Here is a 26,599-nt window from a genome sequence, read left to right on the forward strand (position 1 = left end):
CATTTAATATTATATCAATTCGAATTATTTTTAGTGATTAATTTGTTTGAATTTTATAATTTTGATCCATGGAATCAAACGAATCAATCAAAGGTTTTTATGAAAGAAATGCTCCCAATCTGGCATCACAATGTATTGGGGTCAACAAGATGGGGCATTTCAATGTGTTTTCACGGGAATATTGTTCACCATTGACACCTTACAGCAGAAGAGATTATTATAAGATTTCGCTCATCATAGGAAAAGGGAAGCTTCATTATGCTGATAAATGGATTAAAGTGGACCGCCCTGCATTATTATTTTCAAACCCTATTATTCCTTATTCATGGGAAGCAGATGACGAAGATCAGAAAGGCTGGTTTTGCTTATTTACAGATCAGTTTCTGCATAATGGAAGCCGTATGGGAAACCTTCAGGATTCTCCGCTTTTCAAGATTGGAGGAACTCCGGTTTTCTTTATAGATGAAGAACAACAGAAAACACTTGCGGATATTTATACGAAAATGATGACGGAAATTCAGTCAGATTATATTCATAAATATGATATGCTCAGAGCGTATCTTCATCTGATGATTCATGAAACCATGAGAATGCAGCCGGCAGAAAGTTTTGAACCTTATCAGAATGCCTCCCAAAGAGTTGCTTCCTTATTTATGGAACTTTTGGAAAGACAATTTCCTATTGACAGTCCCGAAGCTTTCTTAAAATTAAAAACGCCCAACGATTATGCTCAAAGTCTTTCCATCCATGTAAATTCATTGAATCGTTCCGTAAAAGAGATGACTGGGAAGACAACCAGCCAGCAGATTACAGGAAGGATTATTCAGGAAGCCAATGCCCTGCTGCAACATACAGATTGGAATATCTCTGAAATTGCTTATGGATTGGGCTTTGAAGAACCCGCTTATTTTACCAATTACTTTAAAAAACAAACAGGAATTACTCCCAATGCCCTAAGAATGGATGTTGTTTGAATTTTATAATTCTTAGTTTGAATTCTATATCGCAGTTGACCTCTGCATGTTCTAATTTTGTCCTATAAAATTAAATCATACCTATCATGAAATTTAAAAAATTAGGAAACACAGAAGAACAATTGTCAGCAATCGGTTTAGGATGCATGGGAATGAGTTTTGCTTATGGGCCAACAGATGAACAGGAAAGTATCAATACCTTACACAGAGCTTTAGACCTTGGGGTAAACTTTTGGGATACTGCAGATATGTATGCCAATGGAGAAAATGAAAAACTGATCTCTAAGGTGTTGGTTCCGAACAGGGATAAGATTTTTATTGCAACCAAATTCGGATTCAGGTTTAAAGATGGTAAAGCAAGCCACAGTGGTGCTCCCGGAACTTATTTTGACGGTTCTCCGGAGTGGATCAGAAAAGCAGTAGATTTAAGCCTTCAAAGATTAAAAATAGATACTATTGACCTGTACTATGCTCACAGAGTAGACCCAAATGTTCCTGTAGAAGAAACAGTGGGAGCAATGGCAGAGCTGGTAAAAGCAGGAAAGGTGAAATATATCGGATTGTCTGAAGCTTCAGCAGAATCTATCAGAAAAGCAAACAAAATTCATCCGATTACAGCGTTACAGTCAGAATATTCTATCCTTACCAAAGATGTTGAACAAGAAATCTTACCAACGATCAGAGAACTGGGAATTTCTTTAGTGCCTTATTCTCCGCTTGCAAGAGGTCTTTTCACCAATATTTATGATGTGCAGAACCTTGGTGATGACGACTTCAGAAAATCATTACCGCGTTATCAGCAGGAATATCTTGAAAATAATACCAAACTGGCTAACGAAATCAATGAGTTTGCGGCTTCCAAAGGAGTGAAAGGAACTCAGCTCGCCCTGGCCTGGGTATTGAATCAAGGAGACGATATCATCCCGATTCCGGGTACCAAACGAATCAAATATCTGGAAGAAAATATTGTGGCCGTCAATATAGACCTCTCCCAGTCAGATCTGGATACCATTGATTCCATTCTAAAAAAATACCCGAATGTAGGGGAAAGATACACTGAAGGTTCAATGAAACTGGTCAACAACTAAAGACTATTATATAAAAACTGAGTTCCTGCTTATGATGGGAGCTCAGTTTTTTGTTATTATTCTAAATGAGGAATGTATAATAATGAAAAACTAAATTATGAACAGACGAGAATTATTAAAGAGTGGTTTATTGGCAGGAACATTAAGCATGATTCCTTTTTCAAGTGTATGGGCAGAAACTCCAAAAACGCCTGAAAAAACAGGCGACGATCTTTCGGGCTTTAAAAAACAGAAGCTTGGAGAACTGGAACTGTTTGTTCTTACAGACGGATATATTCATGAAGAAAATCTCAACTTATTTGCTCCCAGAGGAACTGTTTCAGAGCTGAAATCAATCCTTAAAGATAATTTCAGACCCGAGAATTATATTGATATGGCCATGAATATCCTATTGGTGAAAACAAAGAATAAACTCATCCTGCTAGATACCGGAATGGGTATTTTTGCTGATGAAAGAACAGGATTTCTATTAAAAAGCCTCCAAAAAGCCGGATTTTCACCGAAAGATATTACGGATGTTTTTATCTCCCATGCACACCCTGATCATATTGGAGGCGTCGTTGATAAAAACAGAATCTCGTTTTTCCGAACGCCAATATTTTCATTTCAAAAATTGAACATGACTTTTGGATGAAGGCCTCTATTAAAGATTTTAATAACAGTGCACTGAAAACGCAGCCTGAATTTCTTAATCAGATTATCCCCTCCATTCAGAATGTTCTGAAAACAATTCAGCCAAAGCTTAAATTCTATGACCTTAATAATCCTTTCTATGATTATTTCAGTTTTCAACTGGCTCCAGGTCATACCCCTGGTTTGGTAGTGACAACCATATCTTCAGGAAATGAAAAGCTGATCTATATTGCAGATTTGATTCATTCTGATGTCATTCTTTTCCCACATCCTGAGTGGGGTTACTTTGGGGATACCGATCTGGATATTGCAACCGCCTCAAGAAAAAAACTTCTTCAGCAGCTGGCAGATACCAAAATCAGAGCATTTGCCTATCATTTGCCATGGCCGGGTCTTGGTTTTACAAAATCAAAATCCGGTGCATTTGAATGGTTCCCGGAAAGTTTTATGAATTAGGTAGTAGGTTGCAGGTAGCAGAGATTAGGTAATAGGGATTAGGGATGCGCTGACCAGAATTACTAAATACGTGCTCAGCATTCCCCTCCTCCGGAGGGGTGGCAAAAATTCAAAGAATTTTTGACGGGGTGGTTAATCATACGCGTAACACAATCAATAGAAGCGGACTTTAGTCTGCTTTCATAAACAAACCCATTCATCCGGCTTTAGCCAAAACATATAAAATAACAGATCCTCCCGGGCAACGGAAGGATCTGTTTCAACATAAGAAAAAATTAGAGTTTTATAATCATCAAGCCTCTCCAGATGTCAGCTCGTGAGAATACAGTTTCCTGAACATCAGGTAAGTCATCGAAAGCACAGAGAAAGCAACTATTGCATCTATTGTAGATGAAAAACCAAGTACCACTATTTTGAGAAGAATGCAAACAGGATATCGAAAAACATTCCTGCAAATACCCATTCTTTTAATCTCAATAGCCTATTGGGTAGTAGTAGAACAAGAACCCCTGCAATTTTAAAAACACCCAATATATAGATAAAATGAGGTGGATAGCCGAGCTGCTGAGTGATGTCCCAGACAACCGGATTTTTTGTGAGTTCAAAGAAACCGCTGGCTCCAAACCATAATGACATAAAAATGGCTCCTGCCGAATAAATGATTTTTGTTGTTTTTGTTTTCATTGTAGTAATTTTTAATGATGATTGTGTTGTATAGAATTTTACTTGAAAGCAGCTTTTGCTGATCCTGATATCTGTCCGGTTTTTGCATTCTGAATAAAGGCTATCACCTCCCAGTTGTCTGCTGAGAAACCTTCCGGAAGTTTGAAAGTAGTTGTTCCTTCCAGCTGCTTATTCAATGAGATCTGGTTTTGTTGGTGAACAATCTGCCAATGGTGCAGATGACGGCCTTCATTTTCACCTTTACCTACCTGGGTGGAAGAATGCTTTTCAACCAGATTAATGAGAAGCATGTTCTTAGGATCAGTGGCACACGTTTTATACTGTACATTGATATCCTTCTGGGAGATATTTGCCGATAGCTCTACAGTTGTTTTTTTAGGGCTAAACAAGGCTTCCTGAATTGCATTTTTAATAGAATTTTCATTAGATCCTATAAATTCCGTTTTCCCATTGACAACCAGTTGAGGAGTATAGACCTGTGAGTTCAATATACGGCTGTACTGCTGTTGTCGCTGTGAATTTTCAGCAGTGCTGAATCGGTCTTTCCATCCTAGGCGGTTCCAGTAATCAACGTGGTAGGAGAGAAGATAAACGGGTTCATCTTTATATTCTTTTTCGATTTTCCCCATCAGTTCATCTGCCGGAGGACAACTTGAGCAGCCTTCCGAGGTGAAAAGTTCCAAAACGGCAAAGCCATTATTTTCAGAAGTTGACTGCTGTGTCGTCTTTTGGACTTTATCTTTATAAATAAATGCTGATGTAGCAAATAATAATACGGTGAAAGCGCTTACTGTGATTAAGTTTTTTAGTATCATTTCTTTTAATTTGATTCAAAAGTAGATACTCTGGAAAGGCGGAAGAATAGAAAACAGGTTCAAACGGACAAATCAAACGGTGAATCCGGAAATTGGGAAGGGAAAGATTTTAAGGCTGGAAGCTGGAAGAGGGAGGAAGGAAGTTTTTGAAGTGTAAAAAGGAATTGATGTTTATATTTTTTGATAGTAAAAATATGAGCAATGAAGCTTAAAAAATTAAAGCAAAAGAAAACCCTGACCATATCAATCAGGGTTATAATATATTTCAAAAGACTTCTGTATCTCAGAATAGCTTCAAGCACTTCCAGCCTCCAGCTTCCTTACTCCTCTATCTGTCCTCCAGCCAGGTAAAGAAACTATGCGTCTTCTCTTTATTGATAAGAAGTTTTTCGGGAGTTTCTACAGTGAGTTTTACCAATATTTTACGTTGAAAATAATGCTCCATCTCCTTAATCGCTTTAAAATTCACCAGATATTGCCGGTTGACTCTGAAGAATTGTTTGTCAGAGACCTGTTCCGCGACCTGCCCCAAAGGCTGGGTAAGGGAAAACTGCTCTTTGCCAAATGTTACCAGATGGGTTATTTCATTATGGATATAAAAATAGGCAATATCTTCTGTAGGGATTGTAGTATATTTCTGATTTTTAAAAACGAGAAAATTACTCTTTCCGGCAGGCTGATTGATCTTCTGTATAAGTGATTCCAGATCCGGGAGATCGTTCTTCTGAAAGAATTTTTTCAATTCATCAACCTTTCTCAGAGCTTCTGCAATGTCTTCTTTGGAAAATGGTTTTAAAATATAATCAACGCCTTTGCTTTTAAAAGCGTCCAGTGTATATTGATCAAATGCGGTACAGAAAACCACTGGGCAGGTAATGTCTACCGATTTGAAAATCTCAAATGAAAGGCCGTCCGAAAGCTGGATATCCATAAAAATAAGATCAGGTTTGATCGTACTCAATCCTTCAATACTTGTCTCAATACTGTCATAAACACCCAATATCTTTGAGCCCGGTTTTAAATCTAAAATTAAATTCTGAAGGGATTTTGCAGCCCTGAATTCGTCTTCAATGATGATGATATTCATAGATTAATGGTAGTTTTATCTGAAAAGTTTTTTCGTCCGAATAAATAGTCACATCCTTTTCCAGTAAACGCCTGTAACGCATTTTGATGTTGTCAAGTCCTACGCCCAGAGAATCTTCAATGTTTACTTTTCGCTGTATAGGATTTTCAATGATAATTTTAGCGTCAGCGTTATAGATTTTAATATGCAAAGGCTTACTCTGCGAAACGATATTGTGCTTGATGCAGTTTTCTACCAGAAGCTGAAGGGTAAAAGGAGGGATGAGGGTTTGACCAATTTCTTTCCCAAGCTCATTGGTAAACTTAATGCCTTCCCCAAAACGGGCTTTCTGAAGAAAAAGATAGGCGTCTACTATTTTCATTTCTTCCTGAACACTGATGAGGTCTAGTTTTCTACTTTCGAGGGTAAATCTATAAAAATCAGAAAGTTTTACGATAAAATCAACCGTTTCTTCATCACGGCTTTCTGCCATTAGTTTTAATGTATTCAGGCTGTTGAAAAGAAAGTGTGGATTGATCTGTTGCTTTAATAATTCATATTGGGCACCCAGATTATCACTTTTTACCTTTTCCAGTTCAAGCTGTACCTGCTGGCCCGTATAATTATTCTGAAGCAGATGCAGGAACATATAACACACGAGATTGATTAAGATTCCCCTTACTTCAATCATCAGCATAACCGGCCCGAAATTGATATGAGAAAGAATAAGCTGCTGGATCCATGCCAGCCCAAACATGATCACCATACCAAAAGCGAGCACCACCATCAATCTTGAATATGATATATGCTGCCTTCGTTTTTCTGTACGGTTCAGCATATAAATATTGATATACCACATGATGACAGAAAATGCTGCCGTAATCCCTGAGTTGACAACCGCTTCTTTCAAGTTGAACTCATGAGAAGCAAGCTGAGGGACGGAAGATAAAAGACCCAGAAAAATGGAGCTTATCCAGATAATAACCTGTGAGATTTTTATTTTTTGCTGTTGCATGAAATCTGCTGATTTGAAAAGGTTAAATTAATGCTTTTTATTGAAAATATTATGATAAATAGTGAAGGGGAATTGTTGTTCGCATTCACTATTCATCGGCTTTATCAAATTAAACATTTATAAAAGTAATCCTGAGGTTGCCTTTTACGGCCTGCTGACAGGGGTGTAACTCATGAAATAGCGGATTCTTTCTTCTTTGTTGGGTGAAGCAGCATTAGACTGATCATTTTTAATATCATAAGAAACATTTCCAGTATTATCCGCCTGAACAGTTTCAATACTGACTAATTCTCCAGTGATGGTTCCGCCAATATATTGAGGATTATCATGATAACGCCAGGTTACCAACTTCATCACAGCACCAGCTTCCGGTGCCTGACTTTCTTTGGATAAAGATTCCAGCGCTTTTTCATTTCCATATAAAGCGGACATAGTCTTTTTCTTAGGATGTAAAGATGTTGAGATGAATTTAAGATTCCCCGGGTCAAAAACAGCTCTCACAAGCCCGTTATCTTTATCATTGTTCTCTTTGCTGCAGGCGGTAAGGGAAACAAGGCTTACCAATAAGATGAAGATTATATTTTTCATTTTTTCTGTAAATTTTGGATTAATCTTTGGGTATTTACTTTCATAGGGACATCAAACAGATAGCCTGTTTTTTCTGCTAATTGTCTGTGGCAGGCAATACAGGATTCTTTGGCGAAAGAGGCTGTTTTTCCAGTTGGATGCAGTTCATCTCCTGAGAATTTTGCAAATCCCCAGCCCTCAGTATCTTTATATTGTTGGGCATCTTTTACCATAAACTGTGCATTGACGAATTTTCCCGGTCTGATCTCTCCGTCAGGCAGTTCCTGTTGTTTCCATACAGACTTTACCACAATACTTCCGTCTGGCCATGGATGAAAATTTTCTGTTTCCACAGCTTTTACAGCGATATCATTTCCATAGATAACACGGATAGAGTTGTCAAACAGCGTACTCATGCTGATCACTTTCCAGTTTTTGAAATCAGGAGTGTATTGAACTCCATTGGGAGAAACGGGAAATTTTGCTGGAGTAGGAATGGGGGCGGCTGAGGATGGATGAGGTTCCATCTTATTTTGAGCTGATGGACTTACAGAAGATAATGAAAGCGTATACTTTTTAATGGTTTCAATATCTTGCGTTGTAATCTTAGCAGAAGGATGCAGAAGCGTATATTCATGGAGAGGCATTTTTCCACTCTGCATCATATTGAGAATAGCATACATTTTTCCCTGATGTTCAGCAGGGGAGTACTTTTCCCACTCCGAAAAATTAAGAACTTCTCTGGCTCTTTTGATGTCTTTGTTCACCGCCCAGGAAACAGGAGCAATTTTATCATACCAGTTTAGATTTTGCTGGTTAGAATGACAGCTGAAACATGAGTTTTCAAGAATGCTGATCACTTCCTTTGGTGCTTCAATTTTTCCTGTAACCGGTTTTCCTTCTAAAGGTTTACTGAATAGCTGCAACCCTCCGAAGATTCCTAGTATCGCCAGAAAGACTATGGCAATGGAGTTTCTTTTTTCTTTACGGTATCCATAATGAGTATTGTTTTTATTTTCTGGACCAAAAATAGGCGGGCAGCCTATGCTGTGAAATGGGAAACAGGATAAGACAGACAAATTAAAAGGTGAATCCGGAATTTTTGGCTCCGAAAATGCACAAGAAAAATCCCGGTAATTGTGTTACCGGGATGTATTGAAATTATAGTTTACAAAGTCATACCACCATCTATGATAATTTCAGTGCCGGTCATATAGCTTGAAATAGTATCATCAGAAAAATGAACAACCAATTTTGCAACATCTTCTGCTGTTCCTATTTTTTTAGAGGGATTGTATTAATCATCCATTCATTAATTCCTTCCAACGTTTTTTCTTCTAAGCCGGCTTTATTCATAATCTCTGTTTTTATAGGACCTGGACTTATCATATTCACTCTGATTTTTCTTGGAGCTAATTCTGCTGCTGCCGTTTTTGCAATAGAGTTCAATGCCGCTTTGCTTGCCTGATAAACAGAACTGTTGGGTTTATAAGTAGATGCTACAATAGAAGATAAGAATATTACAGAAGCTCCATCATTCAGTAAGGAGATGAATTTGTTTAAAGTAAAATAAGCACCTCTGAAATTAATGTTCATCACCTGATCAAAATTTTCGACATCCATATTTTCAATAGGAATCAATCCTCCTGTAATTCCTGCGTTGATAAATAAAATATCAACCTTTCCGTGCTGATTTTCAACTTCCTTCTTTAATAAATCAATATCATTAAGATTCCCCTGATCTGCTACAAAGGGAATTGCTCCCAATTCTTTCGCTGCCTTTTCTACAGCTTCTTTTCGTCTTCCGGTGATGATCACGGTTGCTCCTTCTGAAATAAGTTCTTTTGCTGCAGCGAACCCGATTCCGCTGTTTCCACCTGTTACTATAGCCAGTTTATGGGTTAATTTTTTCATTGTAAAATATTTTTGACAAAGTTATTTCAAAATGGTATACTTTTGTAACCAGTATCACAGAGTATACCAGTATAACGAATGATATCACTTAACTTTACAAGTATGGAAAGAGATCAAAACGAAGAGCTTAGAGCCTTACAGGATACCCTTTATTTCATTGGAGGGAAATGGAGAATTCCCGTGATCAATTCACTTTGCAACGGGAACAGACGCTTCAGGGAAATTGAACGCAGTATTCCCGGAATCACTACAAGAATGCTTTCAAAGGAATTAAAAGATATGGAACTGAATAAACTTGTTAAACGAAATGTTTATCCTGAAACACCCGTCTTAATTGAATATGAAGCCACAGATTATTGCAGAACTTTCGGAAATATCATTCAGGAAATGATCAATTGGGGAAGAGAGCATAGGAAAGTGATTGTGGAGGATAGGTAGTGAGAGGGGAAGGTTGCAGATATTAGGTTGCAGGTTGTAGGGAATAGGAATGCGTTGACCTTGATTAATAAGTACATGCTCAATATTCCCATCCTTTGGAGGGGTGTCAAAAATTCAAAGAATTTTTGACGGGGTGGTTTTCGGTATATCTTTTAAAGAATAGCAGAAACAAAAAAGCCCCTTAAAAAAGGAGCTTTTAATTTATATCAAAACAAACAATTAAATTCCGTCAATGATTTCGTTTAAAACAGTGCTTGGTCTCATTGCTGAATACGTTTTATACGTATCAGTCTTATAGTACCCTTCAATGTTTTGAGGTCTACCTTGAGCACCAATTAATTCTGCATTGATTACTTCTTCGTTTTCCTGCATTGCCTGAGCAATAGGAGCAAACTTAGCAGCCAATTCAGCATCAGCAGTCTGGTTAGCTAACGCTTCAGCCCAGTACATTGCTAAATAGAAGTGAGAACCTCTGTTGTCAATCTGACCTACTTTTCTAGCAGGAGATTTATCTGTAGCCAAGAATTTAGCATTTGCTTCATCCAGTGCATCAGCTAAAACCTGAGATTTTGTATTTCCCTGAGTCTGTGCTAAATGCTCTAAAGAAGCCTGAAGTGCTAAGAATTCACCTAGAGAATCCCATCTTAAGTATCCTTCTTCTAAGAACTGCTCAACGTGTTTTGGAGCAGAACCTCCGGCACCTGTTTCAAATAAACCACCACCGTTCATCAATGGAACGATAGAAAGCATTTTTGCAGAAGTACCAAGCTCAAGGATTGGGAAAAGATCCGTTAGGTAATCTCTCAATACGTTTCCTGAAACAGAGATAGTGTCTTTACCTTCTCTTGCTCTCTTAAGAGTTTCAGTCATCGCATCTTTTACATCAAGAATTCTGATGTCTAGACCTGTTGTATCGTGATCAGCAAGATATTTCTCTACTTTTTTGATGATTTCTCTGTCGTGAGCTCTTCCTTTGTCTAGCCAGAAGATTGCAGGAGTATCAGATAATCTTGATCTGTTTACCGCTAGTTTTACCCAGTCCTGAATAGGAGCATCTTTAGTCTGACACATTCTGAAGATATCGTCTTTTTCTACTTTTGAGAAAGAAGAACGTTTCCAGCCTCGTCCTGAACTTCTACAGTTCCGTCAGCAGACAATTGGAAAGTTTTATCGTGAGAACCATATTCTTCAGCTTTCTGAGCCATTAAACCTACGTTTGGAACAGATCCCATTGTTGTAGGATCTAGCTTTCCATGCGCCTTCATATCGTCGATTACAGACTGATAGAAACCTGCATAAGAGCGATCTGGAATGATACAAACTGTATCTTCTTCGTTTCCTTCTTTGTTCCACATTTTACCTCCGCCTCTTACAAGCGCAGCCATAGATGCATCAACGATGATGTCAGAAGGTACGTGGAAGTTCGTAATTCCTTTGTCAGAATTTACCATTGCCACTCTAGGTCCGTTTGCCAAAGCAGCTTCAATATCAGCTTTGATGTCAGCTTCCTGAGCATTTCCTTTGATTTTATCGAAAAGATCAGCAAGACCATTATTGGGATTAACGTCTAAAGACTTGAAAGTCTCAGCATATTTAGTAAATACTTCTTTGAAGAAAGTCTCAACGATAGCCCCGAAAATGATTGGATCAGAGATTTTCATCATGGTCGCTTTAAGGTGAGCAGAAAGAAGTACATTTTTTTTCTTAGCTTCCTCGATTGCTTCCTGAACAAATACTCTTAACGCATTTAAGTTCATTACAGAAGAATCAATTACCTCACCAGCCTGAAGACCAGCGAAGTCTTTTAATACAGATTCAGAACCGTCATTTCCTTTAAATACGATTCTATATTTTGCAGCGTTTTCTAATGTAGTAGAATTTTCTGTACCGTAGAAATCACCATTGTTCATGTGAGCTACGTCAGTTTTGCTGTCAGATGCCCAGTTACCCATTCTGTGAGGGTTTGCTTTTGCATAGTTTTTAACAGCTTTTGGAGCACGTCTGTCAGAGTTTCCTTCTCTTAATACAGGGTTTACAGCACTTCCTAATACTTTAGCATATTTAGCTTTGATTGCTTTTTCATCGTCATTTTTAGGCTCTGCAGGATAGTTTGGAACTGCGAAACCTTTACCTTGTAGTTCAGCAATAGCGGCATCCAATTGAGGCACAGAAGCAGAAATGTTAGGTAACTTAATGATATTAGCGTCAGGTTGAGTAGCCAGTTGGCCTAGTTCTGATAAAGCATCACCAATTTTTTGGTCATCTTTTAAAAACTCAGGGAAGTTTGCTAGAATTCTTCCTGCCAAAGAAATATCTGGTACTGCGATTTCGATATTTGCTGATTTTGTGAAAGCTTTTACAATTGGTAAAAACGAATGAGTAGCCAGCATTGGAGCTTCATCAGTAAGTGTGTAATAGATTTTTGATTTTTCTGACATTATACTGTTATTTTTTATTTGAAATTTTAAGTCCCACAAATTTAGTAAATATCATTGTTTTATTTAGGATATTTCCATAAAAAATAGAGGCTTTTGAATCTTTAATGGGATATCTGTATAATTTATGCTCCGGTTCTGTTTGCATTTATTTGAAAACAATTTTATAATTTTCATAGGCTGAGCTTTTTTTCATAGAGATCTTCGTTTTTTCAGGCTGTTGGTATGGAAAAATTTTTGTCTGGAAAACTGATTATCAGGTGAAAGGCTTTTATTTTCACTTTAAGATTAATTTAACCTTTATGAGACAGGAGAAATTTTCTTTTTTGATTAAATTTGAAGAACTAAAAAAATAAATATTATGTCCACGACAATCACTTTAAAAGGAAACGAAGTACACACAATAGGAACATTACCAGCTGTAGGAACCTCTGTAAAAGACTTTGCATTGGTAGATTCAGGATTAGCGGTAAAAACACTTGAAACTTTTGCAGGAAAGAAAAAAGTATTCAATATTTTCCCAAGCATTGATACTCCAACTTGTGCTGCTTCTTCAAGAAAATTCAATGAAGAGGCTTCAAATCTTGACAATACAGTAGTGATCAATGTTTCTAAAGACCTTCCTTTTGCATTAGGAAGATTCTGTGCAGCAGAAGGATTGAACAATGTAGAAACTCTTTCAGACTTCAGAAGCAGCTTTGGAGATGACTATGAAGTGACTATCACAGATTCTCCTTTGAAAGGTTTATTAAGCCGTGCAGTAATTGTTACAGACGAAAACAACAAAGTAGTATATACTGAGCAGGTTTCAGAAATTGCTAACGAACCTAATTACGATGCGGCACTTGCTGCATTGAAATAATAGAAATAATTTTGTAAAAAGCCTTGTGAATCATTTTGCAAGGCTTTTTTTGAATATAAAAACGAATCAATAACACCAAATGATGCAAGATAATTACAAGAAATATGGAGAACTTTTTCAGGTAGACTCAGAACATTTTGAAGAATTCTATGCTCTTCTTCACGATACAAAACTCCTAAAATCTGATTTTTTTCTGAAACAGGGAGAAAAATGCAAATACCTGGGCTTTGTTAAAAAGGAATAATCAGGTCTTTCTATATCAATGACCAGGGACGCGAAATCAATTTTGGATTCTATTTTGAAAATGAATTTTTTACCGATTATGAAAGCATTCTATGTGATACTGTATCCAATATGAATATTCAGGCGCTCGAAAACTGTGAAATTTTACTACTGAGTAAAGATCATCTGCAGGATTTATATAAAAAGGAAGCTTATTGGCAGCAATTTGGGAGAATGATGAGTGAAAAGATTTATCTGGATGCCAAAAAACGGATTGACGATCTGTTGTGCTTTTCCCCTGAAAACAGATATCTCAATCTTGTCAAAAAACAGCCTGCACTTTTTCAGAAAATAGCACAGAAACACATTGCCAGTTACCTTGGCGTAACAGAGCAGTCACTCAGCCGGATAAGAAGCAGGATTGTTAATTAACTTAAGTTAACGTCCACTGATATTTTAAACCGTAGCTTTATCATCATCAAATTTTAACACAATCATTATGGAACAAAAAGATTTAACCATTATTTTGGTACACGGAGCATGGGGAGACGGATCACACTGGCAATACGTTATTCCTTCACTGACAAAAGCGGGATATAAAGTAAGAAGTGTACAGAATCCATTAACTTCACTGCAGGACGATATTAATAAGACTAAAGATCTTATTGATGCCCAGGACGGGAAAGTGCTTTTAGTAGGGCATTCTTATGGAGGTGCTGTTATTTCAGGAGCAGGACATCATGACAAAGTAGCAGGACTGGTTTATATTGCGGCCTTTGCCCCTGATGCAGGAGACAGTCTGGGATCTCTGTTGGGAAGAAGAGAATCGCCGGGTGGAGCAAGTATTTATCCAGATAATAAAGGTTTTTTATGGATTAAATACGATGAATTTAAATCCGCTTTCTGTCAGGATTTAGACGATGAAAAAGCATTAGTGATGTCGTTGTCACAAAAACCTATTCACGGTCAGTGTTTTGGAGATGTAGCGGGAGAACCTGCCTGGAAAACTCGCCCAAGTTGGTATCAGATCTCATTGCAGGACCGTATGATCCCTGCTGAGACCGAAAAAGAAATGGCAGAACGTCTTGAACCTAAGAAAATAATCTCTTTAGATGCAGGGCACGCTTCATTGGCATCGCATCCTGAAGAAGTTACTCAATTGATTTTAGAAGCAGCAGCTTCCATCTAATATATAACAGAATAATTGATTAAGCCTTGTGAAATTTTACGTAATTTCACAAGGCTTTTTTAATGAAAAACGATTACAAAATGGTCAAGAGAATTGTAGCCAATATCAAAACAGGAAACCTCACGAAAGCAAACATTTTTTATCAGGATATCCTGGAACTGGATGTTTTGATGGATCATGGTTGGATCAAGACTTTGGGGAACGATGAAGAAACAAAAGTTCAGATCAGCTTTGCCGAGCAGGGAGGAAATGATACCGAAGTTCCGGATCTTTCCATTGAAGTGGATAATGTAGATGAAATATATAGCAAAATGAAAAATGCAGGTTTTGAAATCACCTACGAACTCACTGATGAAGAATGGGGTGTTCGCCGGTTTTTCGTTAAAGATCCATTTCAAAAACTAATCAATATACTCTCTCACCAATAAATACATTGTACAATGAAAGCAGAAAGAATTATTCCTATATTAAGAATCTTCGACTATCAGAAAACAAAAGAGTTTTATGTAGACTGGCTGGGATTTGAGATCGTTTGGGAACATTATTTTGATGAAAATACCCCCGTTTATATGGAAGTGAAAAGAGAAAACATCATTTTCCATTTAAGTGAACATCATGGAGACGGAACACCGGGAACAAGGGTCTCAATCTGGGGAGAAGGTGTCCCTCAATATCATAAAGAACTGATTGATAAAAAATACAAATACAACCGTCCCGGACTTGAAAAAACGTTCTATGGAGCCGTATCTTTTACGGTAATTGATCCTTTTGGAAATAAAATTACATTCGAAGAAGAATATAATGAAGAAAAACATAAAGATCTGGAGCTGTATTCTCACGATTGATTCAGCCCGAACAGCATAATAAATAGTTTTAATACACCATGTTTTCCAATATACATCAGGAATTTGCAACTCCGGAAGAACTTCGGGATACCATCAAATGCTTTTGGTATAACAGAAGGGATTATGGAGAAAAACCATCCGAATTTACAGTACTGCCGGATGGTTATGCTGAAATTATCTTTCATTTTGGTAGTGGGTGCAGTATTTTACATGATGGGAATATTCAGGCTTTGCCTTCTCCGTTTATCATGGGGCTGCTCAATCAGCCTGCTGTTTTTTATGCTCAAAACCAATTGGAAATTATTGGGGTAAGATGTTTTCCATGGGCTGTTTTTGAGTTGTTGGGATTGTCCTCAGAAAAAACCGAAAACGGAGTCCATACATTCGAGCATCCTGTGGCAGCGCTTCATTTTGTATTAAAAGATCTCATTACCCAAGGGAAGGTAGAAGAAGCAATCTCTCAGATAGCGCACTATTTTCTGAAACTACACGCACTCATTACAGTGGATAGTCTGCTCTTCAAAGCAGGAGCAGCTATGAGGAAAAACTATGGTGCTACTCCCGTGAATCAAATAGCTGACTCGGCTCATACAACAGTTCGGACATTAGAAAGAAAGTTCAAACAATCTTCTGGTCACACTGTAAAAGATGTATCCGGAATTATGCGTTTTGAACAGATAAGAAATCGATTGTGGCATGCTCCAGAGACTCACATTGCTGCTCTGGCACAAGAATTTGGATATACAGATCAATCGCATTTAAGCAGAGAATTTAAACGGTATAGCGGTACAACACCTGCTGTTTTTGCCCGGGAGGCCAGAAAAAGAAAGCAGATTGTAAACAATGATTTTGTCGCATTTGTACAAGCCTGATACAATTGCATTCCTGAATTTTGTGACATAATAAATACATCAAAAATTATGACACTTAAACATAAAAAAATAGCCATTATCGGAGCAGGTCCAGTAGGTTTAACCATGGCAGTCTTGTTACAGCAGAAAGGCGTTGAAGTAAATGTTTATGAAAGAGATCTGAATGCGCAGACAAGGGTTTGGGGCGGGACATTGGATCTTCATCAGCAATCGGGACAGAAAGCCATGAAAAACGCTGGACTTCTTGATCAATATTACGCTGCCGCATTGCCTATGGGGATTAATATTGCTGATAAACAAAGTAATATACTGTTTACAAAGAAGATTACACCCGAAAATCAATATGACAATCCCGAAATCAACAGAAATCACCTGAGAGAAATGCTGCTTGGCAGTCTGGCAGATCATACAGTAATCTGGGATATGAATTTTACCGGGATGGATGAAAATGACGGAACATGGCTGCTTCATTTTGAAGATAAACCTGATGTGACTGCCGATCTGGTCATTGGTGCTAATGGAGGAATGTCCAGAGTAAGAAAATACGTTACAGATGCTGAGGTAGAAGATACAGGAACTTTTATTATTCAGGGAGATATTCCACAGCCTGAAAAATCATGTCCCGAATTTTTTGAATGGTGTGATGGAAAAAGACCAATGGTGGCTTTTGAAGGTAACTTATTGGTAGCCAATCCATATAATAATGGAGCTTTGACTTATGGCGTTATCTTTAAAAAACCTGAAGAATGGAAAGATGGCTGTACATTGGATTTTAAAAATACAGAAGAGGTCTGTCAGTTTCTTTCCGAAAGATTTTCATCATGGAGTAAGCTTTATCAGCAATTATTCCGTTCAACTTCCTTTTTTGTAGGGCTGCCAACACGGAAAATACCATTAGACAAACCGTGGAAAAATAACCGTTCTCTGCCTGTAACACTTATTGGTGATGCCGCACATCTTATGCCGCCTTTTGCAGGACAGGGAGTGAATAGTGGATTGTTGGATGCTTTAATTTTATCAGAAAATCTGACAGAAGGAAAATACCAAACAATATCGGAAGCCATTAATGCTTACGAACAACAAATGTTTGTCTATGCCAAAGAAGCACAGCTCGAATCCGGTAAAAATGAACTGGAGATGCGTGATGTCAACTTTTCTTTTACAAGTCTTATCCAATAGTTGATGATTCTAAAGGAGCAATTAATGATCCGGATCATCAAATAATAAGATGAATAAAACTTACCTTTACATTTTAATAATAGAATGAAACGTTCAGGAACAGCAGATCTACCTCTTCACTATGGCAAAGTACCGCCATGGCTGTACGAGCGTATGTCTGTACTCGGACTTTCCATTATTGAAGTCATCCTCATGGATTATGGTAAAGACGAAGTATTGCGCAGGCTGGCAGATCCGTTCTGGTTTCAGAGTTTTGGAGCAGTGATGGGGATGGATTGGCATTCTTCGGGAATTACCACTTCCGTTATGGGAGCTCTGAAACGTTCTATTAATCCCAATTCACAATCTTTGGGAATTTATATCTGTGGTGGAAAAGGGAAACTTTCCAGGGAAACCCCGTCAGAACTGATCCGGATCGCAGATAAAACCGGATTGAACGGAACAGAGCTGGTAAGAGCCAGCAAACTTTCTGCAAAGGTTGATAATACGGCAATTCAAGATGGATACCAGCTGTATCTGCACAATTTCATTCTTTCAGATAATGGAAACTGGAGTGTGATTCAGCAGGGCATGCATGAATCAGACGGAACAGCAAGACGGTACCACTGGCATTCTGAAAACATCACATCATTTATAGAAAAACCGCATACAGGAATTAATGGAATTTCAAGAGGAAGAATTCTCAATCTTACCGATACCGATGCTTCAGACAACAGAAAAGGAATTCTGGATATTTCTCATACCGATTCAGTAGATGTAATGAAGGATTTTGCAAGACTGATTCTTCCTGCCCATCATGATGTTCAGGCTTCTGACGTAGATCTGAAAAGGTTGGGAGCGCTTTTATATGTCACCCGTGAGCAGCAGCCTCAGAATTTTGAAGACTTACTGATGCTGGAAGGGGTAGGACCAAGAACCATGCAGTCATTGGCTTTGGTAAGTGAAGTCATTCACGGAGCACCATCCAGATTTGCAGATCCTGCTAGATTTTCCTTTGCACATGGGGGTAAAGACGGTCATCCTTTCCCGGTTCCTACCAAAACCTATGATGAAAGTATCAGTATTCTCAGAAAAGGAATAGAAAAATCCAAATTGGGAAATTCTGATAAATTGAATTCTTTAAATAAGCTTCACCAGATCGTAGCTACAGCAGAAAAAGATTTTACTCCGGATTTTGATATTCAGGAAGTCATTGAAGAAGAAAGACAAAACTCCTGGCGTTTTGGTGGAAAAACAGTGTTTGGGGATGCTCAGAAACCCAATCCTCCAAAATCTATACAGCTTTCACTCTTCTAAGCTTTCTCTTTTATCTCCTAAAGTTCTGTTAATGTCAAATAAATGTTTCACCATTCCCATCCTTTGGAGGGGTGGCAAAAATTCAAAGAATTTTTGACGGGGTGGTTAATATGTTCAAATAACTGTTTAAATTTTATCCACTTTCAAGTATCTATTATTTCAGTATCATAGATAACCTTCTATGAATACTTAAATGACTTTGTTTAATATTTTTTATCTTTAATTCAATTAAAAATTTTATTTTTAAAAACTTAAAAAAAATTGACCAAATGACGAATCAAGCCCTGGAAATATGTTACGATTTTCCTTTCTTTTTCCCTGAAGAACTTGCTGAAATATTTAAGGCTCATGAAAAAACATCATTCCAAAAAGGTGATTTTATTCTTGAAGAAGGAAAAACAGCCAATGAATATTATATCCTCGAAAGCGGATTGGCACGTTCCTATGTTAATGATTTCAATGGAAATGAAGTAACCACCCATTTTTTTACCGAAAATGAAGTCATTATCGAGGTTTTATCAATGTTTCAACGGGTTCCGTCCCAAGAAAATATCGTTTGTATTACAGACTGTGAATGCTGGAGGCTGGATTATGATACCTTTCAGGAATTATTCCATAAAATCCCCAACCTAAGAGAATGGGGGAGATCCTGGATGTCTCAGGAACTTTTTGCCTATAAACAGCGTTCTGTTGAGATGTTTACCCTTTCAGCTACCAAAAGATATCTTAATCTCCTGGAACAGAAATCTAAAGTCATACAATTTGCTCCTTTAAAACAAATTGCTTCCTATCTGGGAGTGACAGACACTTCTCTGAGCCGTATCCGTAAAGAAATCGTTTCCCATCCTAAGAAAAATTAAATCTTGCCTTATGACAAGTTGATTTTCATCACACCTTGGTAATTTTGGTTAAAAGTTTAACACTAAAAATTACAAAAAATGAAAGTCAATCAAATCTATGTCAACCTTCCGGTAAAAGATGTGCAGAAAACAAAAGAATTCTGGACGAAGGTAGGTTTTCCAATCAATGAACAATTCTCTGATGATAAAGCAACCTGCGTTGTGTTGAATGATACCATCTATGTGATGTTTCTGCAGGAAGAATATTTTATGACCTTTACCAATAAACCTGTTGCCAAAGAGAATACCAGCCAGGTTCTTGTAGCAGTAGGTCTCAATAGCCGTGAAGAAGTTGATCAGGTAGTAAGTACTGCAGTAGAAAATGGAGCATGGCAGCACGAAGAACCTCAGGATTACGGATGGATGTACCAAAACTCTTTCTGGGATCTGGATGGGCACGGCTGGAATATCACTTTTGCAGATATGTCTCAAATGCCAACAGAATAAAATACACCACTAAAAATTATAAAATGAATATTAATGATATTTACGTCAATTTACCAGTAAAAGACGTTCAAAAAACCAGAGTATTCTGGACGGAGCTTGGCTTTTCTATCAATGAGCAGTTTTCAAATGATAAGGCAATATGTGTAGTGATGAAAAAAGATCATATCTATACCATGTTTCTTAAAGAAGATTTTTTCCAGACATTTACCAACAGACCTTTTGCTAAAGGAGATACTACACAGGTACTCCTTGCCATCGGAGTAAGCAGTCGTGAAGAAGTAGATCATATGGTAAAAACGGCTATTGAAAACGGAGGGTCGAAATATGGTGAGCCTGTAGATTACGGATGGATGTATCAAAACAGTTTTGCAGACATCAACGGTCATCAGTGGGAAGTTATGCATGGGGATGTTTCCCAAATGCCTGCAGAATAATCTGTTATTATAAATACGCATCACATGGAAACACAATCAAACGATATAGAAATCATAAAAAATCAGGTAGTCAGTACCTATTATTTGATTACTTCGAATATTGACGGCATTTCCCATGAAGAATCTATGATTTTTCCCAATGGTGAAGCCAATTGTATGAACTGGGTTCTTGGACATTTGATCCATATAAGAAATCCCTTACTGAATATTCTTGGAGAAGAATCTGTTTGGGACAACGAAAAATTTTCATTTTACAACAGAGGTGAAATTGCTTTAGATCACAAAGATGAATTAATCAACTTCAAAGATTTAAAATCGTATTTGAAACAATCTCAGGATACACTGGAAGCAAAACTCAATACTCTTGAAAGTTTTAAACCTGAAATGATTAAAGATATATCCACCCTAAGTCTTCATGAAATTTACCATAGCGGACAGCTAGGATATCTCCGCAGAATTTTAGGAAAACCAGGCGCAATAAAATAAATCGTGTACTTAAAGTCTTCAGACTGATTTTTCATAGCGATCTGTGACAACAGATTTAGCAGAATAATAAATAATCATCTATTGGCATTACCTTTTAGATAAGTACAATTTTAACAAAGATAAAATCCTCGCGTCTTAAAAACACACAGTTTATAGAAACCTTGCGTCTTTGCGTTTCTCCAACCCTCCAACCTCTAATTTCTAACTTCTAATCACTAATTAAAAAATGGACACACCAAAATCAAAAAAAATGGAAGTCATTATTCCGGCTTACAGAATGCATTCCCAAAGCTTTATGAATGTTTTGGAAGGCATCTCGGAAGAAGACGCTTTGAAAAGAATTGAAAACAAAACCAATCATATTGTATGGATGGCCGGAAATTTTGTCAACATGCGCTATGGTTTAGGCTGGGTACTTGGACTTCGGGAAGAAGACCCTTACAGTGACTTGTTTTTCCAGGGAAAAGCTTTGGATGAAAGCTTTCAGTATCCAACTTTAGCAGAACTGAAAGAGAATTTTCATGCCATCTCCGCAAAAGTATACCAGAAACTGTTTGAAGTAACCGATGAAGAACTAGACGAAATATTTGAAATAGGAATGAATATCCCTTTCGTTAAAGAAACAAAACTCAATTTTGCAGGAATGTGCATCGGCCGTGAAGACTACCTATGCGGACAGATAGGTTTGATGCGCAGGATTTTAAACTATCCGGGAATGAAGTATGGTGTGGATGAAAACCTTAAGTACTAACCGATGAATCCAGTAGAAAAAGGCTATAAGAAAGTCAACGGAATCCAATTGTATTATGAGATCTATGGATCTGGAAAACCCTTGGTTCTGATTCATGGAGGAGGTTCTTCTATTTTGTACGATTTTGAAGAGGTTATTGTAAGACTGAAGAACAGCTTTCAGCTAATAGGAATCGATCTGCAAAATCACGGACGAAGTGAGCATCGTGATATTCCTGAAACATTTGAACAGGATGCTGATGATGTTGCCGGACTTTTGGTAGAACTCAACATTCAAAAAGCCTCGTTCTGGGGATTCAGCAACGGTGGAAATACGGTGATGCAGATTGCTCATCGCCATCCGGGAATCATAGAGAAACTGGTTGTGGCCTCAGCATTTTATAAAAGAAACTGAATGATAGACGGATTTTTTGAGGGAATGCAGGAAGCTACGTTTGAATCTATGCCGGAACCTTTCAAAATTAATTTTTTAAACCTCAATCCGGACTTTTCAAAGCTGGAGAATCTTTTTGAGAAAGACTGCAGAAGGATGCAGACTTTTGAAGATTGGAATGATGAAGTGCTGTCTTCCATACAATCACCCGCATTATTCATCAGTGGGGATAGAGACGTTATGAAACCGGAGCACACAACAGCGATGTGGGGTTTGGTGAAAGGCTCACGATTAATGATCCTTCCCGGAACTCATGGCGTATATATGATGCCTGACTTTGACGGAAATATTGATGAAAATTTAATAGGCTTTACAGTCAAAGAAGTAGAAAAATTTTTAACCCATTAAGAACTTTAAAATAGTATGCTGAGCGAAGGTAGAACAAGATGATCAATACTCCTTTAAATTGAAACTCTGCTTACTATTCATAGTAAATTAATCAATCCTTAATGGATCAATAGTAGAACCTTTACTTTATAATAATAACTTTAAAATTTAAAATCATGGCTAAATTAAATCCGTATCTAAATTTTGACGGAACAGCTGAAGAAGCGTTCAATTTTTACAAAACTATTTTTGGAGGCGAATTCGTCGGAGGAATTCATAAAATGGGAAATGCTCCAGGCACCGAAAACCTCTCTGAAGAAGAAAAAAACAGAGTAATGCACATCGCACTGCCTATTGGGGGTGACCTTTTAATGGCATCTGATATTGTACCCGGATTTGGACAGACCCTTACTGTAGGGAACAACAATTATGTTTCTGTTTTCCCTGATTCCAGAAACGAAGCAGATAGACTTTTCAAAGAACTTTCTGACGGTGGAAATGTAGAAATGCCGATTGAAGATCAGTTTTGGGGAGACTATTTCGGTTGCTTTCAGGATAAATATGGTGTTCATTGGATGGTGAACTATAATGAAGAATATGCAAAATAATCCTATATTTAACTAATGATAAAAGAGATGAGGTTGTCTCAAAAGTGTCATTCTGAACGCAGAGAAGGTCTGCGAATGGAGTGAAGAATCACATATAATTGGAAATCAATAAGATTCTTCCTTTATTAGAACGACGGAAACCCAATTGTTTGACTTTTGAGACAGCTACAGCTCTTTATTTAAAATTTAAAAAAAATAGAACTATGGATCCAATTAAAATAGACATTACAATTTTAGCACCGGTTGAAAAGGTTTGGAATTATTTCAATGAGCCAAAACATATCACAAAATGGAATTTCGCCCACGAAAGCTGGCAGTGCCCTAGTTCTGAAAATGACCTTAGGGTAGGTGGTAAATTCAAAAACAGAATGGAAGCTAAAGACAAAAGCTTCGGATTTGATTTTGAAGGAGTATATGATGAAATTATTCCTCATGAAATCATTAAATATCATATAGAAGATGGACGTAAAGTAGAAGTCGTTTTCGATAAGATAGATGAAAATACAACGAAAGTCATTGAGATTTTCGAGCCCGAAAAGCAAAATTCCGTGGAAATGCAGCGAGATGGCTGGTATGCCATTCTTAACAACTTCCACAAATATGTTGAGAATCACTAACTATATTTTTTTGTAGCCATGATCAATTTAGTTATCATGTCAAAGAGTTTAAATTCCATTTATACTTTTAATTATGACCCTCAAGAAGAATTTCTTCATGGGGTTATTGCAATACCTGCAAGAAAAGCTTTAGAAAAAGAAAAAATAAATTCTTTAGAAAAACTGTCGGATTATTCTGAAAAAGAAATTATGCAGCTTCATGGTTTCGGGAAAAATACGATGGTGAAACTGAAGAACTATATGAAAGAAAATCAGGTAGGCTTTAAGGAAATATAATACTATATAAACAAAATTTTATGCCTTTGCAGATAAAGTGACTTGTCTCTTTTAAGTGCAAAGGCATAAAACTTCGCTTGCTTTATGTTTTTGTGAAAAAATAGAACAGCCCTAATAAAATTTAAAATTATGAATAAAGATATTTTTCCATGTCTCTGGTATGACGGAGACGCCAAGCAGTCTGCAGAATTTTACTGTAAAGTTTTTGGAGGCGAAATTACGGCAGATACCCCTGTAGTGATGAATGTTGATCTGTTTGGACAGAGGTTGATGCTTCTGAACGGAGGTCCACAATTTAAAAAAAATGCTTCCATCTCTTTCATGGTGATCTGTGGGACAGAAGATGAGGTTCAGAAATACTGGGATCAGTTACTGGATGGCGGTATAGCTCTGATGGAACTGGGTTCTTATTCATGGAGCAAAAAGTACGGCTGGGTTCAGGATAAATACGGTGTAACGTGGCAGCTGTTTTTGGGTGAAAAAGCAAGCGATCAGAAAATAATTCCTACTTTGATGTTTATCCATCAGAATAACGGAAAAGCAAAAGAAGCAATAGAATTGTATACCCGTACTTTTCCCAACTCAAACATAGGAAATATATTGACCTATGGAGCAGGAAGTGAAGGACATGATATACCGGAACCGGCAGAAAATGTTCAGCATGCTCATTTTGTTATTGACAACTACAGCTTATTCTGCATGGATAATTCTTACAATCATCAGTTTGATTTTAATGAAGGAATATCATTGGTTGTAATGACGGATGACCAGCAGCAGACCGATCATTACTGGAATACCCTGACGGCAGATGGAGGTAGAGAAAGTATGTGTGGCTGGTTAAAAGATAAATATGGAATGAGCTGGCAGATTGTACCTAAAAGACTCATTCAGCTAATGAACGATTCCGATCAGGAAAAAGCGTATAAAGTAGTTCAGGCAATGATGAAAATGCAGAAAATCATCATTCAGGATTTGGAAGATGCTTATCATTCTTAAATTATTTTCGGCGTATTGTTTGATATGATTTAGAGAAGAGATTTGCTTATGAAAACACAGAACAAGTCAAAATCTAACTCAAAAGTCCCTAAAGAAGGGTTGTTTCCGGAGAAGACAGGCTGTAGCCGTTCATTTCGCCAGAGAAGGTAGAAGTGGTAATATAATAATCCTCTCACTCTCAAATGCTCCAGCCTAATTATCTGCAACCTAAAACATTAAAAAAATATATGGAACGATTATCATACGAAATAGAAATTAATGCCGAACCTGAAAAAGTATGGAGTGTGCTTTGGTCAGAAATCACTTACAGGCAATGGACCACTGCTTTTACAGAAGGTTCTTTTTACGAAGGAGCTCTTGAGGAGAAAAGTATCGTTAAATTTTTGGATCCCAAAAACAACGGAATGTACAGCCGGGTAGAAAAAGTAATTCCTAATGAGGAAATAAAATTTCTGCACCTTGGCGAAATTTATGAAGGTATTGAAGTAGCTCAGGATTGGGGTGAGGCAACAGAAGCCTATTTTCTTGAGGAGAACGAAGAAGGAACATTATTGAAAGTAGAAATTCAGACCCCTGCAGAGTTTAAAGAATTTTTTGAAGAGAAATTCCCGAAAGCGATGCTTATTGTTAAGCACTTATCGGAAAACCAGCTGTAGTCATACATGAAGGAGGTTTATAAAATATTGTAACAAATCATTAAAATATAAAATATGGAAACCTTATCATACGAAACAATAATTGATGCTCCATTACAGAAAGTCTGGGACATTCTTTGGAGCCCTGAAACATATAGTGAATGGACCCGGTATTTCGGTGCCGGATCCATCATGAAATCTGACTGGAAAGTAGGTGGCAAAACCTATTTTCTGAATGCTCATGGTGAAGGGATGGTCTCTACTATTGACAGTCTGGATGAACCGAATCAGATCGTGTTCAAACATCTGGGAATGGTAGATAAAGACGGTAATGAGGATACACAAAGCAAAGAAGTCATGGAGTGGAATGGCTGTCTTGAAAAGTATTTTCTCATCGATTTTGATGGAAAAACCAAGCTTCATGCTGAAGTTCATGTTGAAAAACAATGGGAAGACCATATGAATACAGGCTTCACAAAAGGATTAATAGTGGTAAAAAGCCTTGCCGAAGGAGTCAATTTAACCTCAGTATAAAAAGAGTAAGTATCTTCCTAATCCCTATCACCTAAAAAAATATGAAACTATTAGTAATTCTTTTCGTAACATTTATTCTGGCTTTGCTGGGAACATTTTTATTTCAGGGGAAACCGGATTTTATATTTTCGGGAAACCTGGGAATGGCAGTTTTTATTCTGTTTACAGGTTTTTCACATTTTAAATTTCAGAAAGGAATGGCGATGATGATTCCTGATTTTATGCCTGCAAAAATGTTTTGGGTATATTCTACAGGAGTCCTTGAAATTGCGGTAGGAATTGGTCTTATGATTCCGGCCATTCGTGAAATAACAGCAATTTTACTGATCCTTTTTTATGTATTGGTTTTTATTGCCAATATCAATTCTTCCAGGAAAAAGATTAATATTTTTAAAGCAGATTATACAGGTCCCGGGATGAAATATCTTTATTATCAAAGGATACCCATGCAGATTATTTTAATAGTCTGGACCTGGTATTTTGGAATTTATTTACACTAAGTAAAAGACAGTCATTAAGGCTGTCTTTTTTAATAAAATCATTTTTTTAAAATTAATCAATAAAATAATGTAACGTTTTATAGGGGTAATGTGTCTTATTGTATAAG

Annotated in this window: 36 protein-coding genes and 1 pseudogene; 28 read left to right on the top strand and 9 right to left on the bottom strand. The window is 37.3% G+C overall.

The genetic code is table 11. The annotated features are described in order from the left end of the window. The first annotated feature begins 68 nt into the window (after positions 1-68). The 4 genes from LF886_RS10585 to LF886_RS10600 all read left to right on the top strand — a co-directional run bounded on the left by LF886_RS10585 (position 69) and on the right by LF886_RS10600 (position 3,151). Positions 69-974, top strand: a complete 906-nt coding sequence (locus tag LF886_RS10585) for a helix-turn-helix domain-containing protein (protein ID WP_236854066.1) — start codon at positions 69-71, stop codon at positions 972-974. 86 nt (positions 975-1,060) lie between these two features. Next, a complete protein-coding gene (locus LF886_RS10590) occupies positions 1,061-2,062 on the top strand; it encodes an aldo/keto reductase (protein ID WP_236854067.1) in 1,002 nt (333 codons plus the stop codon). Positions 2,063-2,159: 97 nt separating this feature from the next. Continuing rightward, the gene (locus LF886_RS10595) at positions 2,160-2,696 is read left to right on the top strand and encodes an MBL fold metallo-hydrolase (RefSeq protein ID WP_236854068.1); all 537 of its coding nucleotides are present in this window, start codon (positions 2,160-2,162) and stop codon (positions 2,694-2,696) included. Then, positions 2,693-3,151, top strand: a complete 459-nt coding sequence (locus tag LF886_RS10600; RefSeq protein ID WP_236854069.1) for a hypothetical protein — start codon at positions 2,693-2,695, stop codon at positions 3,149-3,151. The genes LF886_RS10595 and LF886_RS10600 overlap by 4 nt, the downstream gene beginning before the upstream one ends. A gap of 408 nt (positions 3,152-3,559) precedes the next feature. On the opposite strand, the gene LF886_RS10605 is transcribed toward LF886_RS10600, so the two are convergent. From LF886_RS10605 to LF886_RS10635, 8 genes are all read right to left on the bottom strand, one after another. After that, on the bottom strand, positions 3,560-3,835 hold the full coding sequence (locus tag LF886_RS10605; RefSeq protein ID WP_236854070.1) for a DoxX family protein: 276 nt from the start codon (positions 3,833-3,835) through the stop codon (positions 3,560-3,562). 38 nt (positions 3,836-3,873) lie between these two features. Continuing rightward, positions 3,874-4,650 carry a DUF1223 domain-containing protein gene (locus tag LF886_RS10610; protein WP_236854071.1) on the bottom strand — a complete coding sequence of 259 codons (777 nt, stop codon included), beginning with the start codon at positions 4,648-4,650 and terminating at the stop codon, positions 3,874-3,876. Between the two features lie 328 nt (positions 4,651-4,978). Next, the gene (locus LF886_RS10615; protein WP_152289421.1) at positions 4,979-5,737 is read right to left on the bottom strand and encodes a LytR/AlgR family response regulator transcription factor; all 759 of its coding nucleotides are present in this window, start codon (positions 5,735-5,737) and stop codon (positions 4,979-4,981) included. Continuing rightward, complete coding sequence (locus LF886_RS10620; RefSeq protein ID WP_236854072.1) at positions 5,718-6,731, bottom strand: sensor histidine kinase; 1,014 nt, start codon at positions 6,729-6,731, stop codon at positions 5,718-5,720. Before LF886_RS10620 ends, LF886_RS10615 begins: the two co-directional genes overlap by 20 nt. 144 nt (positions 6,732-6,875) lie before the next feature. After that, a complete protein-coding gene (locus LF886_RS10625) occupies positions 6,876-7,319 on the bottom strand; it encodes a hypothetical protein (RefSeq protein ID WP_236854073.1) in 444 nt (147 codons plus the stop codon). Next, positions 7,316-8,377 (bottom strand): heme-binding domain-containing protein, encoded by a 1,062-nt coding sequence (locus tag LF886_RS10630; RefSeq protein WP_236854074.1) that lies wholly within the window; start codon positions 8,375-8,377, stop codon positions 7,316-7,318. The genes LF886_RS10625 and LF886_RS10630 overlap by 4 nt, the downstream gene beginning before the upstream one ends. Before the next feature lie 89 nt (positions 8,378-8,466). Beyond that, positions 8,467-8,550, bottom strand: coding sequence for a hypothetical protein (locus tag LF886_RS24015; RefSeq protein ID WP_317207670.1), 84 nt, complete (start codon positions 8,548-8,550; stop codon positions 8,467-8,469). Positions 8,551-8,573: 23 nt separating this feature from the next. Further along, positions 8,574-9,212 carry an SDR family NAD(P)-dependent oxidoreductase gene (locus tag LF886_RS10635; RefSeq protein ID WP_317207660.1) on the bottom strand — a complete coding sequence of 213 codons (639 nt, stop codon included), beginning with the start codon at positions 9,210-9,212 and terminating at the stop codon, positions 8,574-8,576. Positions 9,213-9,314: 102 nt separating this feature from the next. Here LF886_RS10635 and LF886_RS10640 point away from each other — a divergent pair, with 102 nt between their 5' ends. Then, positions 9,315-9,650 (top strand): winged helix-turn-helix transcriptional regulator, encoded by a 336-nt coding sequence (locus LF886_RS10640; protein ID WP_236854075.1) that lies wholly within the window; start codon positions 9,315-9,317, stop codon positions 9,648-9,650. Between the two features lie 219 nt (positions 9,651-9,869). Here LF886_RS10640 and LF886_RS10645 read toward each other — a convergent pair. Next, positions 9,870-12,088: pseudogene (locus LF886_RS10645) on the bottom strand (NADP-dependent isocitrate dehydrogenase). A gap of 358 nt (positions 12,089-12,446) precedes the next feature. Here LF886_RS10645 and tpx point away from each other — a divergent pair. From tpx to LF886_RS10760, 23 genes are all read left to right on the top strand, one after another. Then, positions 12,447-12,947, top strand: coding sequence for a thiol peroxidase (gene tpx / locus LF886_RS10650; RefSeq protein ID WP_103233241.1), 501 nt, complete (start codon positions 12,447-12,449; stop codon positions 12,945-12,947). A 79-nt stretch (positions 12,948-13,026) separates the two neighbouring features. Further along, positions 13,027-13,191 carry a hypothetical protein gene (locus tag LF886_RS10655; protein WP_236854076.1) on the top strand — a complete coding sequence of 55 codons (165 nt, stop codon included), beginning with the start codon at positions 13,027-13,029 and terminating at the stop codon, positions 13,189-13,191. Positions 13,192-13,226: 35 nt separating this feature from the next. Then, a complete protein-coding gene (locus LF886_RS10660) occupies positions 13,227-13,601 on the top strand; it encodes a Crp/Fnr family transcriptional regulator (protein ID WP_410685630.1) in 375 nt (124 codons plus the stop codon). 67 nt (positions 13,602-13,668) lie between these two features. Further along, entirely contained in the window at positions 13,669-14,358 is a 690-nt protein-coding gene (locus LF886_RS10665; protein WP_236854078.1) for an alpha/beta hydrolase, read from the top strand. Between the two features lie 62 nt (positions 14,359-14,420). Next, positions 14,421-14,786 carry a VOC family protein gene (locus tag LF886_RS10670; protein WP_236854079.1) on the top strand — a complete coding sequence of 122 codons (366 nt, stop codon included), beginning with the start codon at positions 14,421-14,423 and terminating at the stop codon, positions 14,784-14,786. A 12-nt stretch (positions 14,787-14,798) separates the two neighbouring features. After that, positions 14,799-15,203: a glyoxalase superfamily protein gene (locus LF886_RS10675; RefSeq protein WP_236854080.1), complete on the top strand. Its 405-nt coding sequence runs from the start codon at positions 14,799-14,801 to the stop codon at positions 15,201-15,203. A gap of 38 nt (positions 15,204-15,241) precedes the next feature. Further along, positions 15,242-16,075: a helix-turn-helix domain-containing protein gene (locus LF886_RS10680; RefSeq protein ID WP_236854081.1), complete on the top strand. Its 834-nt coding sequence runs from the start codon at positions 15,242-15,244 to the stop codon at positions 16,073-16,075. A 48-nt stretch (positions 16,076-16,123) separates the two neighbouring features. Then, positions 16,124-17,254, top strand: a complete 1,131-nt coding sequence (locus tag LF886_RS10685) for an FAD-dependent oxidoreductase (protein ID WP_236854082.1) — start codon at positions 16,124-16,126, stop codon at positions 17,252-17,254. Positions 17,255-17,338: 84 nt separating this feature from the next. After that, positions 17,339-18,550, top strand: coding sequence for a DUF763 domain-containing protein (locus tag LF886_RS10690; RefSeq protein WP_236854083.1), 1,212 nt, complete (start codon positions 17,339-17,341; stop codon positions 18,548-18,550). A 269-nt stretch (positions 18,551-18,819) separates the two neighbouring features. Further along, positions 18,820-19,410, top strand: coding sequence for a Crp/Fnr family transcriptional regulator (locus tag LF886_RS10695; RefSeq protein ID WP_236854084.1), 591 nt, complete (start codon positions 18,820-18,822; stop codon positions 19,408-19,410). A 78-nt stretch (positions 19,411-19,488) separates the two neighbouring features. Further along, positions 19,489-19,896 carry a VOC family protein gene (locus tag LF886_RS10700; RefSeq protein ID WP_236854085.1) on the top strand — a complete coding sequence of 136 codons (408 nt, stop codon included), beginning with the start codon at positions 19,489-19,491 and terminating at the stop codon, positions 19,894-19,896. Positions 19,897-19,919: 23 nt separating this feature from the next. Continuing rightward, the gene (locus LF886_RS10705; RefSeq protein WP_236854086.1) at positions 19,920-20,330 is read left to right on the top strand and encodes a VOC family protein; all 411 of its coding nucleotides are present in this window, start codon (positions 19,920-19,922) and stop codon (positions 20,328-20,330) included. Positions 20,331-20,354: 24 nt separating this feature from the next. Next, positions 20,355-20,816, top strand: coding sequence for a hypothetical protein (locus LF886_RS10710; RefSeq protein WP_236854087.1), 462 nt, complete (start codon positions 20,355-20,357; stop codon positions 20,814-20,816). 226 nt (positions 20,817-21,042) lie between these two features. Then, positions 21,043-21,567 (top strand): hypothetical protein, encoded by a 525-nt coding sequence (locus LF886_RS10715; protein WP_103233233.1) that lies wholly within the window; start codon positions 21,043-21,045, stop codon positions 21,565-21,567. A 3-nt stretch (positions 21,568-21,570) separates the two neighbouring features. Further along, positions 21,571-21,960, top strand: coding sequence for an alpha/beta fold hydrolase (locus LF886_RS10720; protein ID WP_236854088.1), 390 nt, complete (start codon positions 21,571-21,573; stop codon positions 21,958-21,960). Further along, on the top strand, positions 21,961-22,347 hold the full coding sequence (locus LF886_RS10725; RefSeq protein WP_236854089.1) for an alpha/beta fold hydrolase: 387 nt from the start codon (positions 21,961-21,963) through the stop codon (positions 22,345-22,347). 155 nt (positions 22,348-22,502) lie between these two features. After that, positions 22,503-22,934 carry a VOC family protein gene (locus tag LF886_RS10730; protein WP_124536743.1) on the top strand — a complete coding sequence of 144 codons (432 nt, stop codon included), beginning with the start codon at positions 22,503-22,505 and terminating at the stop codon, positions 22,932-22,934. A gap of 203 nt (positions 22,935-23,137) precedes the next feature. Beyond that, positions 23,138-23,551: an SRPBCC family protein gene (locus LF886_RS10735; protein ID WP_236854090.1), complete on the top strand. Its 414-nt coding sequence runs from the start codon at positions 23,138-23,140 to the stop codon at positions 23,549-23,551. Between the two features lie 36 nt (positions 23,552-23,587). Next, on the top strand, positions 23,588-23,827 hold the full coding sequence (locus LF886_RS10740) for a hypothetical protein (RefSeq protein WP_236854091.1): 240 nt from the start codon (positions 23,588-23,590) through the stop codon (positions 23,825-23,827). A 129-nt stretch (positions 23,828-23,956) separates the two neighbouring features. Continuing rightward, complete coding sequence (locus LF886_RS10745; protein ID WP_236854092.1) at positions 23,957-24,823, top strand: VOC family protein; 867 nt, start codon at positions 23,957-23,959, stop codon at positions 24,821-24,823. A 227-nt stretch (positions 24,824-25,050) separates the two neighbouring features. Continuing rightward, positions 25,051-25,479: an SRPBCC domain-containing protein gene (locus tag LF886_RS10750; RefSeq protein WP_236854093.1), complete on the top strand. Its 429-nt coding sequence runs from the start codon at positions 25,051-25,053 to the stop codon at positions 25,477-25,479. A 54-nt stretch (positions 25,480-25,533) separates the two neighbouring features. Further along, complete coding sequence (locus LF886_RS10755; protein WP_236854094.1) at positions 25,534-25,992, top strand: SRPBCC family protein; 459 nt, start codon at positions 25,534-25,536, stop codon at positions 25,990-25,992. A 41-nt stretch (positions 25,993-26,033) separates the two neighbouring features. Further along, the gene (locus tag LF886_RS10760) at positions 26,034-26,492 is read left to right on the top strand and encodes a hypothetical protein (protein ID WP_236854095.1); all 459 of its coding nucleotides are present in this window, start codon (positions 26,034-26,036) and stop codon (positions 26,490-26,492) included. Positions 26,493-26,599 lie beyond the last annotated feature (107 nt).

It is taken from the genome of Chryseobacterium sp. MEBOG07 (assembly GCF_021869745.1).
In the GTDB taxonomy this organism is placed as follows: Bacteria; Bacteroidota; Bacteroidia; order Flavobacteriales; family Weeksellaceae; genus Chryseobacterium; species Chryseobacterium viscerum.